Genomic DNA, 16,201 nt, shown 5'->3' with positions numbered 1-16,201 from the left:
CCTGGCCGGTGGGCAACCTTAAAATGTCCTGTTTAGAAATTTTATTCATCACCCAAAATCAAATGTATGATTTTAAGAGCTTGGTTCCAAGCCCAGCGTGGTACCTTGTGCCCGCCAGCTAATGAGCACTCCGGCAGTTACCCTGTCCGGAGAAAAATCTGGAAGATTATGAAACTGACTGTCATGTTACTGCTGGCTGCTTTTATGCATGTGAGTGCGGGCACTTTTGCCCAGACAGTAACGCTTTCTTTAAAGAAAGCACCATTAACCAGGGTTTTTAGGGAGATGCAACAACAAACAGGATATTCTTTCCTGTATTCAAAGGAAGATCTGCAACGGACAGACCATGTGGACCTTGATCTGAAGAACGTGCAGCTGTCTGCCGCCCTGAAGCTGTGTTTTGAAGATCAGCCACTGACTTTCACGATCGTGGACAAGGTGGTGATCATCAAACGCGCGCAAAGTGCAGCCCCGTCTGCCATCGAAAAAATAACAGCCATCCCTGTTACCGGTACCATCATTGATAGCTCCGGAACAGCCTTGCCGGGCGCTTCCGTGGTGATCAAAGGAACTACCCGCTCCGCCATTTCTGATGTGGACGGCAGGTTCAATATCGACGCCAAACCCGGCGATGTGCTGGTGATCCGCTATGTAGGCTTCAATACAAAAGAAGTGACCGTTGGTAAGAATAGCAGCATACAAATTAAACTGGAACAGCTCTCCAGCCGCCTGGCAGGTATTTCCGTCGTGAGCACCGGTTACCAGACGATCTCCAAAGAACGTGCTACCGGCTCCTACTCCACCATCTCCGCCGATGATATGGCCGGTAAAATGCAGACAGGCATACTGGACCGCCTCGAAGGGATGGCCGCCGGTATGACGTCCTATAAAGGTAAAATGCAGATCCGTGGCGTCACCACCCTGGGTAATCAAACTGCTCCGCTGTACGTGATTGACGGGATGCCCTTTGAAGGGGACAGCGCCGTGATCAATCCCGCAGATATTGCTACCGTCACTGTGCTGAAAGATGCTACCGCTGCTTCTATCTATGGTGCCCGTGCTGCTAACGGCGTGATCGTAATGACTACCAAACAAGGTAAAGCCGGTGCCATGAGGGTTACCTACAACAATGCCATCAAGTTTACGCCCCTGCCCAGCAGAAGTTATCGTAACCTGATGTCCAGCGCTGAACTGGTGGATTTTCAGCGGGACATGTTCAACTATCGTTCCGGCGACTACGGTGCTATCGATCCCCGTAAAGGTATGAACGATGTATACCGGTTACTATATGAACGAAAGGGCAACAAGATAACAGAAGAGCAGCTGCAAAGCGCACTGGACGTATATCGTAACAGTGACCGCTATGAGCAGATGACGGATGAACTGTTGCGCAAAGCCATGGTGACAAACCAGCACACCCTGGGCTTTTCCGGAGGCAGCGAAAAATACCGCTATAACCTCTCCGTGAACTATCTGGGCACCAATCCCTATGAAAAAGCACAGCAGTCGCAGCGTGTGGGTTATAACCTCCGCAATACTTTCAATTTCACCAAATGGATGCGTGTGGACGTAGGCGTCCTGGGAAGCAGCATCAAGGAAGACTTTGACAACGGATTCCTGGGAATGAAAAATTACAATACCGGGAAAGCATCTTATTATATGCTCCGTGATCCCAACGGACAGCCTACCCAGTGGTACCTGAACAAGTCCCAGTATGAGATAGACCGTCTGAAAGGCCTGGGGCTGCAGGATGAAACCTATCGCCCCCTGGATGAACTTGGCAGACAACATTACACCAGAAAAGGCAACTATCTGAATCTCAACATTGGCGCCAATTTCAAAATCATCAACGGGTTGACGCTGGATGTACGTTATCAGTCAGAGCGTATGGACACTACCATACAGCAGTTATATCGTAAAAATGCCAATTGGGTAACAACCACGCTTAATGATGCTACGCCTGTTGACTCAGCATTCTCCATGCTGCCGGTTGGTGGACAGTTTAATGAAACAAGGACCACTGTGGCCACCAATATGCTGCGGTTCCAGTTGAATTACGATAAACTAATTGGCAGTGATCATGAAGTCCAGGTATTGGCCGGCGCAGAACGCCGCCAGGTAAGAAATACTTCTACCAATATCTACAAATATGGTTATGATGAGTTTAGCCTCAATTATAAACCAATAAATGAACTGTCGCTCAGTCAGACCAGGAAAAATACCCAGGCACTTTTCAACCAGTTCCAGCTGGATAGCAGAAGCAAAGACAGAGAAAGAGGATTCCGTGACCTGGAAGACAGGTTTGTGTCCTTTTACGGTAATGCTTCCTACTCTTATAAACGCAGGCTGACAGCGTCCGGCAGTATCAGAATGGACCAGTCCAACCTGTTTGGTACAGATCCCAAATATCAATATAAACCGATGTGGTCAGCAGGTCTGATGTATGTAGTAACAGATGGTGGAGACATCAGTTGGCTGGATCGTCTGGCCGTACGTACCACGTATGGTGTGAATGGCAATATCCCTAAAGATGCAGGTCCATATATGATCACTATGGACAATAACACCAATCCCCTCACCAATGAATCACAAGCTTATGTATACAGTCCGCCTAATGCTGGATTACGTTGGGAAAAAACCAAGCTGGCCAATATCGGTGTTGACTTCAGCGTGTTCACTGGCAGACTGACTGGTTCTGTTGAATTCTATAATAAAAATACTTCCGACCTGCTGGGCAGAATGGCGGCGGACCCTACACTTGGCTGGAATTCCTATATTGTCAACTACGGTAGTATGTATAACCGTGGTATAGATATTACACTGACCAGCACAAATGTTAAAACCCGCGATTTCCGCTGGAATACTACGTTTAACTTCAATTACAACAAAAACGAGTTGACCAAGCTGGACGTATCTGATAATTCATTGTACGGATATGTATACGATCTGCAACGCCGGCAGGGGATTCCGCTGGATGGATTGTACAGTATTCGTTACGCCGGGCTGGATGCTACCGGAAAGCCACAGGCTTATACCAAAGACGGAAAGATCGTGAAATCCACGCAGAACCTAACCATCGGCGACCTGGTTTACAGCGGAACAACTGTCCCGCCGTATTCAGCGTCTTTACAGAACACCCTGCATTACAAGGATTTTGATCTCTTTTTTATGTTTATCTGTTATGGAGGCCACGTTATGAGGGATGTGACAGCACCTTATCTGACCAAGTTCCCTGAGCTGAATTACACCAGCAACATGGACCGTCTGGCGCTAAACTACTGGAAGAAGCCTGGTGATGAACAGAATCCGGACCTCGCACCAGCCTATTTCAGCGGTGCTTCTACCACTACTACCGCCATTTGGGATGCGGCTGATAATCACATCAGTAAGGCATCCTATATCAAATTGCGTGATGTGACCCTGAGTTATAATCTTCCGTTATCGTTGCTGAAAAAGGCTTACATACAAAGCGCACGACTGAGCTTCCAGGTACAGAATGTATGGCGCTGGTCTGCCAATAAACAAAATCTGGACCCGGAAGTATGGAATGGTACAGCTTTTAGTTCTCTCACCAGAGGCCAATTGGTTCCACCGAGCTATACGATTGGTGTAAATGTTAATTTCTAAACAGACAAACATGAAAAAAATATTCATACTGTTAATGACAGGCATATCTTTGACAATGTTATCTGCCTGTAACAAATACCTTGATATAAAGCCGAAAGGATATACCATCCCTGAGTATTTTGACGACTATCAGAAACTGATGAACAGCACCAGCCTTGTAGCTGCGGTGGCTGCCTATCCTGCCTATATCACCGATGATGTGGAAGGTGGCGAGGATAATGATGTCAATCAGCAGGCATCTTATTCATTCCTCAGCGTGTATAAACGTAATCTGTATAATTTCTCTCCCGGACAGATACTAGACCAGAACGATAATGACCCTCAGTGGAACCCAACCTACGCTAACATCTTCACCTGCAACACCGTTATCAACAACGTAATGAAGGTGGCAGATGCTACTGAACAGGACAAAAAGCGACTGCGCGCACAGGCACAGGTAGCCCGTGCATTTGAATACCTGACACTGGTAAATATCTATGCCGAACAATATGATCCTGCCAACGCTTCTGCTGCATTAGGGGTGCCGCTGGTATTAACGGAAGATATCACCCAGCCTTACGAGAGAAGAAGCGTTGCCGCTGTATATGCACAAATCAAACAGGACCTGGAGGAAGCATTACCGAACCTGCCGGACAACGTACCCAACACATTGAAGCCGGCTAAAAGTGCTGCTTATGGCCTGTTAAGCCGCGTGAACCTATACATGGCCGATTATAAAGCGGCGCTTGATAATGCCAACAAAGCGCTTGCTGTGAATAATACGCTGATGACTTACTCCTCGTATGATGTCCAGAAAGGTACCTGGAGCCGTGTATACAACCCGATGGATAAATCAGTTTTCCCGGATGGTCATCTCAATAAGGAAACCGTTTGGTTCCGCAGAGGTACACCCAGCTCATCCAGCATTTTTACAGAAGTATATGCCAGTCAGGACCTGATCGGTGTATACCAAAAGGACCTGCCGGCAGGCGCTACAGACAAGCGTTTTAGCCTGTTCTATTGCAACGGGGAAGCGCTTTTTGGCCCGAATAAAATATTATTCCCGGGCCGTGTATTGTGGGCGGCTTACGTTGACTTTAATTTAGGTGTAGGTACCCCTGAATTGTACCTGAACGCCGCAGAAGCGGAAGCGCGAACAGGCAACAAAGACAGGGCGCTGCAACTGATCAACACGCTGCGCAATAGCCGTATTGTAAACAACCAGCCATTGGTAGCTTCCGACAATGAGGCGGCGCTTCGCCTGGTACTGGACGAACGCAGAAGAGAACTGGCCCTGATGGGATACTACCGCCTGGCCGATCTGAAACGGTTGAACAAAGACGCCCGTTTCGCTAAAACCGTTACCCATACCCACAACGGACAGACCTATACGCTGCCGGCCAATGATAAGCGTTATGTGTTCCCGGTACCGCCAAAAGTGCTGGCGATGAATCCCGGTATCCCGCAATACGAACGTTAACTTTCATACAGCCCGGAGGTAGCCAGTCCTCCGGGCCCATCACCATTTTTTATGAAGAAGATATTATTAATGCTCTGCCTGCTGGTAGCGCTGAAAGGAATGGCCCAGGAAGAAATAGCGTTTAACAACGCCGCCTGGCAAGCCACCCTCGATCAGGCTGCCAAAGAGAACAAGCTGGTATTCCTCGATTGTTATACTTCCTGGTGCAGCCCCTGCAAATGGATGGAAAAGAATGTATTCAACGTACCAGCGGTTTACAACTACTACAATCAGCATTTCATCAACACTAAACTGGATATGGAAAAAGGCGAAGGCATAGAGCTTCGCAGTAAGTACAATGTCCAGTCCTTCCCTACTTATCTTTTCATCAACAGTAAAGGGGAAGTGATACATCGCACCGGTTCCCGCATGTCTGTGGAGGAGTTCCTGGAAGAAGCCCATATGGCCACTGACCCGGACCGCAGCATGTCGTCTCTCACTGCCCGCTACAATGCCGGCGAAAGAAGTGTGCCGTTCCTGCTGAATTACTATATGGCGGTGAACAGGTCCGACCGCCGTACGGCAGAGAAAATCGGTGAAGAAATCAGTACCAAAATCAATGATGCCGACCTGAATTCACCGCTGGGATGGAAGGTGATAAAAAATATCGCCCGTTCCGGAGATGACCGTCTGGGTAAATATTACCTGGCCAACCAGGTGCAGTTTACCTCTTATGCCGGTCAGGAAGAACGCGAAGCGCTGACTGACCGCCTTATCTCCAGCACCCTGTATCCAAAAATCTACGCCGGCGATGAAAAAGGCTTCTTTGAAGGATTGCAGCATTTCAAACTGTCCAAATCACCGGGAAGGCAGAAACAGGCCGTGATGCTGGAAGCGGAGTGGTACCAGCAACAAGGTAACGCCAAAGCATATGTGAAGCTGACAGACGCCGCCATGAAAGGTGTACTGAAGGCCGATGCGGAGAAGCTGAGTTTCCTGGCGCGCCGCCTCAACGGCAAACGGGAAGCTGACCCCAAAACCGCCGCCTTCCTGCCACAGGCTTATAAAATGGCCAAAAAAGCCGCAGCACTGGAGCCGGAGGAATACAGCATCCAGAGCACTTTTGGATGGGTATGCCTGACCATGAAGAAAAAAGAGGAAGGGCTGACAGCCGCCCGCAAAGCCAGAAAGCTGGCAGATGCCGAAACATCCAAAATCCAGAAACTGGCCCAGGGGCTGGTAGACGAGCTGGAAAAATTATAATATAACTGACCATATCCCGTGAAAAAAAGGGTGTGGCCGCATGGCCGCACCCTTTCCTTTTAAAAAGGACTTGCATTATTTCGCTGCTAAAGTTATCTTCGCCCTCACCAACCATCTAGAATGGACACTTGTTACTTCCTGTTTGTAGCCCGCAAACAACAGGTAGCGATTCATGTCGGATTACAACACATATACGGATGATCAGCTTTGGAGCCAGATAACACTGGATGATCAGGATGCTTTTACAGCGGTGTACAACCGTTATTGGAAAGTGCTGTATGTCCGTGCCCGTAATATGCTGTCTGACAGCGACCTGGCACAGGATATCGTGCAGGAGGTGTTCATCTCCCTGTGGCATCGCCGGCAGGAAGTGGAGGTGGTCCACCTGAAAGCCTACCTTTTTCAGGCCGTCCGCTTCCAGGAGCTGAAAGCCCTGCGTAATCTCAAATCTGACACTAATTTTTACGAAAGACTGGCCCACATCTCCAAAGACCTGCTCCAACATGAGCCCCTGGCTTTTAAGGAGCTGGATAGCGTCCTGCAGCGGGTATTGGCGACTTTCCCGGAAGACCAGCGCGCCATTTTCAGCATGAGCCGCGATGAAGGGCTTACCTACCGGGAAATTGCAGACCGGATGGAAATATCTGTCAAAACAGTGGAGAAGAAGATTTCCCAGGCGTTGCGTGCCATCCGCAAAGGCATGGACAGCGCTTTCCCGCTGTTGCTCAGTATAATGGCCGTAATGGAAAACAAAGGCTATTAACCTCGTGTGACCCACTTTTATAGAGGAATGATTATTTTTATAGTGCCCATTTATTAGCATTCCGATTTTAAGAAGATACCCAAATTGTCATTCATGAAGTTATCCTACAACAAAATCGCAGGAAAAAATACCCAACGCATAGAAGCCATCAGTGACGGAATATTTGCGGTGGCTATGACTTTGCTGGTATTGGAAATTAAAGTTCCGGCAGCAGAAGGTAAGCTCACGGAAGGGGAGCTTGCTCATGTTTTACTGGCCCAGATGCCGAGGTTTCTCGTGTATTTTCTGAGTTTTATGACCGCCGGTATTTTCTGGGTAGGCCAATCCGCTCAATTCGCCTACATCGAAAAAAGCGACAGGAACCTCAACTGGCTATCCCTGCTGTTCCTGCTGTTTGTGTCGTTGTTACCTTTTTCGACAGCATTTTTAAGTGATTATACGAATTACAAGTTTGCCATATTCGTTTACTGGTTTAATATATTGATGCTGGGCGTCAGTCTTTATATCAACTGGAGTTATGCGGTAAGGCAGAGGTTCGTTGAAACCGAGAGCGATCTTGAAGCTATTAGCGGCGCAATAAAGCGTCGTATTATCGTAGCACAGTTGTTATATTTTGCCGGAGCTTTATTGTGTTTTATCAATACTTACCTGAGTATTGGTTTTATTATCCTTGTACAGCTCAATTACGCTTTCGGGATTGTTGCCGGGCGTAGAAAGCAGTAATCCGGTGGGTGTAAAAAGTTTAAAGGCACTCTGCTGGAGTGCCTTTTTCAATACTGTAACCAGCTTAATTACCTGCCTGATATACCCCTCTGTCCATCGTTATCCCCAGCCGCTGATAAAATTCTGCCGGCTGAAACCCGGTCCGTTTATATTCTTCGAATACTTTGGCTTTGGCGTTGTCCAGGCTGGCCTGGTTTTTCCAGGTGGCGACGGTGACAATGGAAAACTGCCCGTTTTCTTGTTGCTGATAAACCTGGTCTGTAATAAAGCCTTCCAATTGCCGGATGAAGCTCCGGTTGTAGTTCACGCGTTCCATAAATTCGGGCACCGCTTGTGCCGGTACCGTGAATCTATCAATAAAATACACCTGCTCCTGTTTGGCCGGTGCTGCAATATCCGCCGGCAATATGCCTATTTGTTGCAGGAATCCCAGCCTGTCTGTCAGTATTTCATGAGAGACGACTTTCCCGTTTTTAAAGGTGTAGATGCCTGTTCCTTCGTTGGTAAGGGACTTATGGGTGGGTGCCATTCCGAGATAGGGCGTCTGATGGGTGCAGGTCATTTTTTGTTTTACAAACACTTTATCGCCTTCTGCGGCCATGCTGACGATCATCCATTGGGCATCCGGAAAGGTCTGTAGCAGGGTGGTCAGCTGGCTCATAAAGCCGGATATGCCTTTGGCTCCCAGGCTATTGGCGTAGTCTGCTGATACCAACTGGTCTATTTTGTCCAGTTGCCGGCGGTTCAGCATTTGTTCATAGAATTCGGTGATGGCGGCTTTGTGTTGTTGTACGGTATCCATGGTTAATTCTTTTTTGTGCTGCATATTTTTGATCTGTGAATGAGCGGTGCTACCTGCCAGCAGCAGGGCGCACAGCGATAGTCGGGTGATCATTGTACTATTGTTTTAGTACCACAAAATTGGGGAATACCGTCACTGAAGCATTGTAAAAAATCATTGATTTTACCAGAAGGAGGGCGCCTGGAAGAAGGCGGTGGGGGTCAGTCCTGTGAACTGTTTGAAGCTGCGGTTGAAATGTGCCTGGTCGAAGTAGCCAGCGTCCAGCGCAAGACGGGTTAGGTTCCTGTCTGCCGGTGGCTGCTGAAGGACGGCCCTCATCCGGATGATAGAGGCCATTTGTTTCGGCGTGGTGCCCATCACTTTCCGAAAGCGTTTTTCAAAAGCGTCCTGGCTGATGAAATGGGCCGTTGCCAGTGCTTTCATATTTACGTCGCCGTTAGCCGCGTGTATTTGGTGCAGCGCATGCAGTACCAGCTCGTCCTGTTTCGGGAAACGCAACTGCGCCAGCAGAAAATTATCCAGCAGCAGTACCCTTTGTGCATCACTGGCGGCGACTGACAGCTGTTCTTCCAGGTCTGTTAGCTGTTGCCGGTTGACGAAATGGTCCAGCGAAACGCTGTGCCCAAACAGTTCATGCAACGGTGTTTTGAAGAACGCTGCTGCGCCGGCGACTTTGAACTGCACAATGATGGCGGCAGTATCAGGTTGGTAGTTAATCAGCCGGACAGTGTTTCTCAGGCCGGAGATAACGGAGGCAGGCAGCGTAATGGCCGGCTGTTCACCTTCAATGTAGCGCAGTTGCCCTTTAAACCGGAACGCGATGGCCGGCGTGCTGTCCGGCAATACACGGTTCACCTTTTCATCCCGGCTTTCGATGATCCGGTAAAGCTGAATGAAAGGCTGAAGCGGTGGTGATGGCAGGTATGTCTTCATAACCGTATAAAGGTACTTATTTAATTGTTGCCTGCGTGGCATCCTCAGCTATCTCCGGCTTCCTCCCGGCAGCCGGTACACCTGAATGATTCCCTGATTTTTTGTACCTTGTCTTCTATGTTATTGGTTGGTGCCATCAGGAGATTATTTTCAAAAGTCAGCATATGGATGAGTTGTGTTTTAACCGGCACTTACGAGGAAACCAGGCATAAATATGGAAGTATTTGAAAAATGGCAGTAGTACAGAAAATATCATTGTTTATGGGTAAGTCAAACGGATCAATCCTGCATCAACAGAAAACATTCTCTGATGTGGATTATGCAGGAAGAAGATTGGAGAACAGAGAGTTTGTGCAATGTGAGTTTATCGATTGTGATTTTTCAAGGAGTGATTTACGTGATAACAATTTTGAAGATTGTCATTTTAGGCAATGTAATTTCTCCATCGTAACGCTGGACGGTGCGGGTTTCAGAGATGCCCACTTTACCGGCTGTAAAATGTTGGGCGTTGATTTTACCCAGTGTAACAGGTTTATGTTTTCTTTCTCATTTTATGAATGTATACTGGACTATTCTACTTTTTTAGGAACGAGGTTGAGAAAAACGCTCTTTCATAATTGCTCCTTAAAAGAAGTAGATTTTTCAGAAGCAGATCTTACGTGCGCTGACTTTAAAAATTCGGATTTGACAATGGCGCGGTTTTCAAAAACTATTCTGGAAAAAGCAGATTTTAGAATGGCGCAGAATTTTGGAATAGATCCGGAATTTAATAAGATGAAGAAAGCCAAGTTTTCTGCATTTAATCTTTCAGGATTGCTTTATAAATACAATCTTAATATCGAATATAAGTAAATGAAAAGCGCTGGTAGCTGTTGTTGCCAGCGCTTCAAAGACTACATAGCTTATTTTACAGCGTCACCGTCACCTGAACAGTGCTGCTCTTGTATTGGCCCAGTGTATTTCCGGCTACTAACCTGAACACATATACGCCGCTCACCATATTGGTCACTGCTGTAGTTGCTGCGTTTGGTGTAACGATCACAGATGCGCCCGTTACAGCCTGGGGACCTACAGGTTTGGTTTTCCTGAACCCTTGTATAACAGTCGAATTGTTGGGCAGGTAATAGTTGTTGGTATCTACGTTGGCTATCGCCATGGTGAGGTATTGAACATTTGCATCAGCCCCTGCCAATGGTCTGGTTACAATTTTGTCGTATCCATAATCCTGCGGATTTTCCGTGTATACATAGAAGCTGTCATAATTATCGCCACCGGCATTGTTCCGCGGAGCCATCAGGATATTTCGTTTCAGGATCACCTGCAGATTGTCGGTGCCGGTCACGCCACCGGATTTATTGTTATATCCGTTTACCCTTACCAGTGACCCGTTCCCACATCTGGAAAATGTATTTCCTTCCACTGTAACCTGGCCCGGATGATTTTCTGTGTTATTGGAGCCGGACCTTGCAGCGATGGAGGCCATATCGCCGCTAACATTCGATGCGTCTGTATTATAGCAAAGGTTGTTTTTGAAGATATGTCCGGTACCGGTGCCATAAAACTGAAAGTGTTCTCCCCAGGCATCATGGGTGATATTGTCGTGAACATTGCTGGTTTCAGACCGTCCGCCGATCAGAATCCCGCCGTTATGATTGGCTCTGTCAGGAACATTGACAGATGCCCAGTTGACAACTTCGTTTTGATAGACCTCTATATTCTTACAGGCTGAAATCTGAATACCATCTTTACCGGTATTTAATATCCGGCCATTCCACACCTTCACATTACTGATCATAATGGGTTGCTTGTACCGGTTGCTGTCTGCCGGAGGTGCATCATATGGGCTCTGATTATAGGGCGTGTTGCTGATTAAGTCCCAATAAGTAGCGGTATGTCCAATGTACAGGCCTTCATTGTAGGGGCTATCGATGACAAAGTCGTGTATCAGTATGTCCTGCAATGTTGTATTGGGATACCATGATGCGCTTTGTCCGGATACGGGGTCGGTCTTGGCTACGATGCAGGTGCCACCTTTTGTTGCCGTAAAATAGCAGATCTCGAATTGCTCGGAAAACGCATCAAACGACAGGTTCCTGTAAGCGGAGCGATAAGGTTCGCCGCCGCCGTCAGTATTGACTTCGGACCCTGTAAAAAGCAGGTTGTTCCAATGGGTCCCGGCAAAAATAAAGTGTTTGGAGTTGGAGGTTTGCAATGCATAAGCTGGTCCTCCGTTTGCGGCCCATGTGGTATTACCGATCCGCGTGGTTTGGCCGGCCGGGTTCCTGAAAACGATCGGGTTGGCTGCTGTGCCCTGCACATTGTTTAATGTTACAGACCTGAAGTTTCCGACCAGTATGATCAGATCACCGGGTTGGGTATTCGCGTTGTCAAAGACGATATCCCCGGCCCCGGAAGGGGTAAAGGTCCTTGTCCTCAACGGTGTAAATGAGCCTCCGTTAAAGCCGGTGCCAATGGGTTCTGCGGGGCCGGACTGTTTCGACCACCGATATGATGTGATGGAACTGTTGGGATCACTGGCAGCTCCCTGTAAGTTGGTATTGGCTACAGAGATGGTTTGATCCGGCCCTGCATTCACTACGATCGTGTTGGTGATATCATTTGCCCAGGCGGGAAATCCGTCTGCATCTACTTTGAGCATCTGGCCGACTGTTCCTGCGGGAATTCGGCGCATGTTCCCATCTGCGCCACGGGCGTACATGTCACCATAAGCATCTTCACTGTTTGTTTCTGTAATTAAAGCGTCCATCAATTGGAGGGTGTTGATGCCGGACATGTCTTCGGATTCTTTATGCAGCATTTTGGATGGCTGCTCATTCTTTAGGGTCATCTTGTTCAAATTAGTTTTGAGGTTATTCCACTAATTTAACAAACGTATGCGCACTCTATTTACGTAGCGTCCGGCGTTTCTGATAACACTGAAAACAAGGAAGGGACAGACGTAAGCCTGTCCCTTGAAAACCGCTGGTGCAGCTTGTTTATGGATGTGCTGTGTATTAATCCTTCAGTCCCAGGTAAGCTTTTACTTCGTTGTAATTGTTCCAGTTGACCCCATTTGTTTTCCTTGCAGCAACGCCGCCAGGTATAAGGATATACCGGTATTGGCGGCGTTTTACACCAGCATTATTTTGCACGGTGCTAATATCTCCGTTGGACTCTAATTGTATCGCCTGTTGATAGGCAACATAGCTGATGTAAAGGCCGCTCCTTAAATCGGTGTATGGCAGGGAGGTGATCACCGGATCGGCAGCGGAGTTCTGGTTGACATATACTTTCAGTTCACCGGAGTTCAGTATGCTGGTCGTTAATTTTGGAGCTGTGATAATGGCATAGTAACCTAATGTGTCAATGGTGCCACCGGCACGATGAACAGTATCGGGTTTATAGGCAACATCGAGCCAGTCGGAATAGATGACATTGGCGGTGCCTGGGTCGCCCTTGGAGCCGCCAGGGCCGCCGGCGCCGGTATCACCTTTATCGCCTTTGTCGCCTTTTTGTCCTTGCTGGCCGGCAGGACCGGGATCGCCTTTTTTGCTACAGGAGGTTATAGATGTTACAGCTGCTGTTATCAGCAGCAGAAAGGTGAGGGAATACATTAATTGTTTCATGGATCAGATAATTTAAATTTTGGAGATTTTATTAAAAGGTGGCTAAGACGATCTGAATAGGTGAAATCGGTATAGGAGCTCTCTGGTGCTGGCTGCGCTGGTATCGGGATATAAAGAAAAAACCCTGATGATCGGTGATCATCAGGGCATGGTGGCGGAGAAGAAGGGATTCGAACCCTTGATAGGCTTTCACCTATACACACTTTCCAGGCGTGCCAGTTCAACCACTCCTGCACTTCTCCGTGATTATCTTTGAAACGTTGCTGAAGGGGTTGAGTCTTCCGTTTCAGGGTTGCAAAGATAATCCTTTACTTTTATTTACCAAGTTTTTTTTAGGCTTTGTCATAAAGCTTCCAGATGGCTCCGCCGATAAGCCCGCCAATAACGGGGCCTACGATGAATATCCAGAGGTGGGCCAGCGCATCACCACCTACGAAGAGTGCCGGGCCTATGCTGCGGGCAGGATTTACAGACACACCGGTAACAGGAATGCCCACGATGTGGATCATGGTCAGGGAGAGACCGATGGCTACGCCTGCCAGTGCGCCGTTGCTGTTGTTTTTGCTGGTGGCGCCGTGGATCACTACCAGGAAGATAGCGGTGAAAACGATTTCAAAGATCAGGCCGCTGGCTACATTGTAGTGGTCCTGATAGTTGTCGCCGATACCGTTCTGTCCCAGTCCGTTGGCTGCCAGGGAATACTCGGCCCTGCCGCCTGCGATGCAGTAGAGGATGCCTGCCGCGGCAATAGCGCCCAGTATCTGCGCAACGATGTAAGCGCCCGCATCTTTACCGGAAATTTTGCCGAAGGCCAGCATGGAAATGGTAATAGCCGGGTTAATGTGGCATCCGGAGATATGGCCGATGGCATATACCATCGTCAGCACCGACAGGCCGAAGGCAAAAGAAATGCCCAGAAGACCTACGTGACTGCCGGCAATTACGGCGCTGCCGCAACCGATCAGCACCAGCACCAGCGTGCCGAAGAATTCTGCAATGAACTTTTGCGTTAACGAAACATTCATACTTTGGAGTTTTGTGGTGATAGAAACACTTTACAGATCAGGGATGGAATAGGCTTGATAATTAAATATAGAAAAAAAATTGCAATAAAAAAGCAGAAAGTATACTGTTTCAATACTTTCTGCTTTAATTCTCTTTTATATTCGTATTAATACACTTCTATCGGCGTCAGTTCACCACGCAGCGAAGTTTCGATCATTTTTTTGCATTCTGCTTTGGTAAGGCCCTGTCCCAGTACAAACATCAGCTTGGTCACTGCTGCTTCAAAGGTCATATCATGACCGCTGACAACGCCTGCTTCCACCAGGTGCTGGCTGGTTTCGTATTTGCCCAGTTCCACGGAGCCGCCATCACATTGGGTGATGTCTACTACGATAGCGCCGTTATCGATCACTTTTTTGATGCTTTCGATAAACCATGGCTGGGTATTGGTATTGCCACTGCCAAATGTCTCCATGATCACGCCTTTCAGGCCGGGAACGCTGAGAATGGCTTCCACGGCGCTGCGGGTAATGCCGGGGAACAGCTTCAATACGGTGATATTGGTTTCCAGCTCCTTATGCACTTTCAGCGGCGCAGAAGGTGTGGGCAGAATAAATTGCTGTTTGTATTTGATGTCTATACCTGCTTCCGCCAGCTGTGGATAGTTCATGGTATAGAACGCTTCAAATTTTTCGGCGTTGTATTTCTTGGAACGGTTGCCGCGGAAGAGGGAGAAGTCGAAATAAATACATACTTCCGGTACCATCGATGCCTGACTGCCGTTGTTATGCCGTGAGCAGGCTATTTCCATGGCGGTGATAATGTTCTCCTTCGCGTCGGTACGGATTTTACCGATGGGCAGCTGTGAACCGGTGAGGATAACGGGTTTGGACAGGTTCTCCAGCATGAAGCTCAGCGCGGAGGCAGTAAACGCCATGGTGTCTGAGCCGTGAAGAATCACAAATCCATCGTAGCGGTCATAACGGTCTTCAATGATACTGGCCAGTTCCACCCATATTTCCGGCTGCATGTCTGAGGAATCGATAGGCGGGTTGAACGCATACACGTAAAAATCAATCCCCATCCGGTATAGTTCCGGTAAATTGTTCCGTATTTCATTGAAGCCGATCGGGCGGAGCGCTTTGGTCTTGTCATCGTAGATCATGCCTACTGTGCCGCCCGTGTAGATTATCAGAATTTTACTCATTGTCTAACTGCCAGTTGCCCGCAAAGTTACCCTCTAAACAGTTAGAGCGTTTTGAATAATTTGCGCGCATTGCTGCTGGTAATAGCGGCTACGTCTTCTATTTTTAGATTTTTTATATCTGCCACCTTTTCACCGATCAATGGGATATAGGCACTTTCATTACGTTTGCCGCGGTAAGGCACCGGTGCCAGGTAAGGCGCGTCCGTTTCCAGTACGATGTGTTCCAGGTCAATGTTTTCGATGATTTTGTCGAGCCCGGATTTTTTAAATGTGGCCACTCCCCCGATGCCCAGGTAAAATCCGAGGCTGATGATCTCTTTAGCTTCTTCCAGCGTACCCGAAAAGCAGTGGAACACGCCGCTGAGATTGCCATCCTGTAAGGTTTTTACTTCGTGTATACATTCCCGTGTGGCCTCGCGGCTATGGATGGACACGGGCAGTTTGTATTGCTTCGCCAGTTGCAGCTGCTCCCGGAACGCCTGGTACTGCTGCTCCGCCAGCGACTTGTCCCAGTAAAAATCCAGCCCTATCTCTCCAATGGCCTTGAAAGAGCGGTGTATCAGCCAGTCTTTGATAAGCCGCATCTGATTTTCCACGTCCGGCTTCACATAACAGGGGTGCAGCCCCATCATGGCAAAACAGTTTTTGGGATACGCAGCTTCCAGTTTCAGCATGGCGGTAATGGACGATTCGTCAATATTGGGCAGCAGCAGGGTGGTCACCCCGGCATCCAGGGCACGTTTCACCATCTCCTGCTGGTCGGCCAGAAATTCATCCGAGTATAAATGGGCGTGCGTATCGATCCAGAACATGA

Annotated in this window: 13 protein-coding genes and 1 tRNA gene; 6 read left to right on the top strand and 8 right to left on the bottom strand. The window is 48.2% G+C overall.

The genetic code is table 11. From position 1 onward, the window contains the following. Nucleotides 1-168 precede the first annotated feature (168 nt). From HGH92_RS09230 to HGH92_RS09210, 5 genes are all read left to right on the top strand, one after another. Entirely contained in the window at nt 169-3,627 is a 3,459-nt protein-coding gene (locus HGH92_RS09230; protein ID WP_168870438.1) for a SusC/RagA family TonB-linked outer membrane protein, read from the top strand. Nucleotides 3,628-3,637: 10 nt separating this feature from the next. Continuing rightward, nucleotides 3,638-5,086: a RagB/SusD family nutrient uptake outer membrane protein gene (locus tag HGH92_RS09225; protein ID WP_168870437.1), complete on the top strand. Its 1,449-nt coding sequence runs from the start codon at nt 3,638-3,640 to the stop codon at nt 5,084-5,086. A 51-nt stretch (nt 5,087-5,137) separates the two neighbouring features. Continuing rightward, on the top strand, nt 5,138-6,328 hold the full coding sequence (locus HGH92_RS09220; protein ID WP_168870436.1) for a thioredoxin family protein: 1,191 nt from the start codon (nt 5,138-5,140) through the stop codon (nt 6,326-6,328). 172 nt (nt 6,329-6,500) lie between these two features. Continuing rightward, entirely contained in the window at nt 6,501-7,091 is a 591-nt protein-coding gene (locus HGH92_RS09215) for an RNA polymerase sigma-70 factor (RefSeq protein WP_168870435.1), read from the top strand. A gap of 93 nt (nt 7,092-7,184) precedes the next feature. After that, nucleotides 7,185-7,814, top strand: a complete 630-nt coding sequence (locus HGH92_RS09210; protein ID WP_168870434.1) for a TMEM175 family protein — start codon at nt 7,185-7,187, stop codon at nt 7,812-7,814. Between the two features lie 64 nt (nt 7,815-7,878). Here the strand turns inward: HGH92_RS09210 and HGH92_RS09205 are convergent, their stop codons facing one another. Next, a complete protein-coding gene (locus HGH92_RS09205) occupies nt 7,879-8,709 on the bottom strand; it encodes an ester cyclase (protein WP_168870433.1) in 831 nt (276 codons plus the stop codon). Nucleotides 8,710-8,778: 69 nt separating this feature from the next. Next, nucleotides 8,779-9,549: a helix-turn-helix transcriptional regulator gene (locus HGH92_RS09200; RefSeq protein ID WP_168870432.1), complete on the bottom strand. Its 771-nt coding sequence runs from the start codon at nt 9,547-9,549 to the stop codon at nt 8,779-8,781. A 261-nt stretch (nt 9,550-9,810) separates the two neighbouring features. On the opposite strand from HGH92_RS09200, the gene HGH92_RS09195 reads away from it, so the two are divergent. After that, on the top strand, nt 9,811-10,401 hold the full coding sequence (locus HGH92_RS09195) for a pentapeptide repeat-containing protein (RefSeq protein ID WP_168870431.1): 591 nt from the start codon (nt 9,811-9,813) through the stop codon (nt 10,399-10,401). Nucleotides 10,402-10,456: 55 nt separating this feature from the next. On the opposite strand, the gene HGH92_RS09190 is transcribed toward HGH92_RS09195, so the two are convergent. From HGH92_RS09190 to HGH92_RS09165, 6 genes are all read right to left on the bottom strand, one after another. Next, a complete protein-coding gene (locus HGH92_RS09190; RefSeq protein WP_168870430.1) occupies nt 10,457-12,397 on the bottom strand; it encodes a hypothetical protein in 1,941 nt (646 codons plus the stop codon). Between the two features lie 166 nt (nt 12,398-12,563). After that, the gene (locus HGH92_RS33555) at nt 12,564-13,175 is read right to left on the bottom strand and encodes a hypothetical protein (RefSeq protein WP_211092567.1); all 612 of its coding nucleotides are present in this window, start codon (nt 13,173-13,175) and stop codon (nt 12,564-12,566) included. A 152-nt stretch (nt 13,176-13,327) separates the two neighbouring features. Continuing rightward, a tRNA-Ser gene (locus HGH92_RS09180) sits at nt 13,328-13,417 on the bottom strand. A 90-nt stretch (nt 13,418-13,507) separates the two neighbouring features. Continuing rightward, a complete protein-coding gene (gene aqpZ, locus HGH92_RS09175; protein ID WP_168870429.1) occupies nt 13,508-14,200 on the bottom strand; it encodes an aquaporin Z in 693 nt (230 codons plus the stop codon). A gap of 146 nt (nt 14,201-14,346) precedes the next feature. Next, nucleotides 14,347-15,387 (bottom strand): asparaginase, encoded by a 1,041-nt coding sequence (locus HGH92_RS09170; RefSeq protein ID WP_168870428.1) that lies wholly within the window; start codon nt 15,385-15,387, stop codon nt 14,347-14,349. Between the two features lie 41 nt (nt 15,388-15,428). Further along, a complete protein-coding gene (locus HGH92_RS09165; protein WP_168870427.1) occupies nt 15,429-16,199 on the bottom strand; it encodes a TatD family hydrolase in 771 nt (256 codons plus the stop codon). Nucleotides 16,200-16,201: the final 2 nt, after the last annotated feature.

Origin of the sequence: Chitinophaga varians (assembly GCF_012641275.1) — a bacterium.
Taxonomy (GTDB): domain Bacteria; phylum Bacteroidota; class Bacteroidia; order Chitinophagales; family Chitinophagaceae; genus Chitinophaga; species Chitinophaga varians_A.
The sequence above is the reverse complement of the archived record's forward strand: the minus strand, read 5'-3'. Positions and strand labels throughout refer to the sequence as shown.

Coding starts and splice junctions, on each gene's coding strand:
- HGH92_RS09230 (WP_168870438.1), top strand. CDS start 169: ATGAAACTGACTGTCATGTTACTGCTGGCTGCTTTTATGCATGTGAGT.
- HGH92_RS09225 (WP_168870437.1), top strand. CDS start 3,638: ATGAAAAAAATATTCATACTGTTAATGACAGGCATATCTTTGACAATG.
- HGH92_RS09220 (WP_168870436.1), top strand. CDS start 5,138: ATGAAGAAGATATTATTAATGCTCTGCCTGCTGGTAGCGCTGAAAGGA.
- HGH92_RS09215 (WP_168870435.1), top strand. CDS start 6,501: ATGTCGGATTACAACACATATACGGATGATCAGCTTTGGAGCCAGATA.
- HGH92_RS09210 (WP_168870434.1), top strand. CDS start 7,185: ATGAAGTTATCCTACAACAAAATCGCAGGAAAAAATACCCAACGCATA.
- HGH92_RS09205 (WP_168870433.1), bottom strand. CDS start 8,709: ATGATCACCCGACTATCGCTGTGCGCCCTGCTGCTGGCAGGTAGCACC.
- HGH92_RS09200 (WP_168870432.1), bottom strand. CDS start 9,549: ATGAAGACATACCTGCCATCACCACCGCTTCAGCCTTTCATTCAGCTT.
- HGH92_RS09195 (WP_168870431.1), top strand. CDS start 9,811: ATGGGTAAGTCAAACGGATCAATCCTGCATCAACAGAAAACATTCTCT.
- HGH92_RS09190 (WP_168870430.1), bottom strand. CDS start 12,397: ATGACCCTAAAGAATGAGCAGCCATCCAAAATGCTGCATAAAGAATCC.
- HGH92_RS33555 (WP_211092567.1), bottom strand. CDS start 13,175: ATGAAACAATTAATGTATTCCCTCACCTTTCTGCTGCTGATAACAGCA.
- aqpZ (WP_168870429.1), bottom strand. CDS start 14,200: ATGAATGTTTCGTTAACGCAAAAGTTCATTGCAGAATTCTTCGGCACG.
- HGH92_RS09170 (WP_168870428.1), bottom strand. CDS start 15,387: ATGAGTAAAATTCTGATAATCTACACGGGCGGCACAGTAGGCATGATC.
- HGH92_RS09165 (WP_168870427.1), bottom strand. CDS start 16,199: ATGTTCTGGATCGATACGCACGCCCATTTATACTCGGATGAATTTCTG.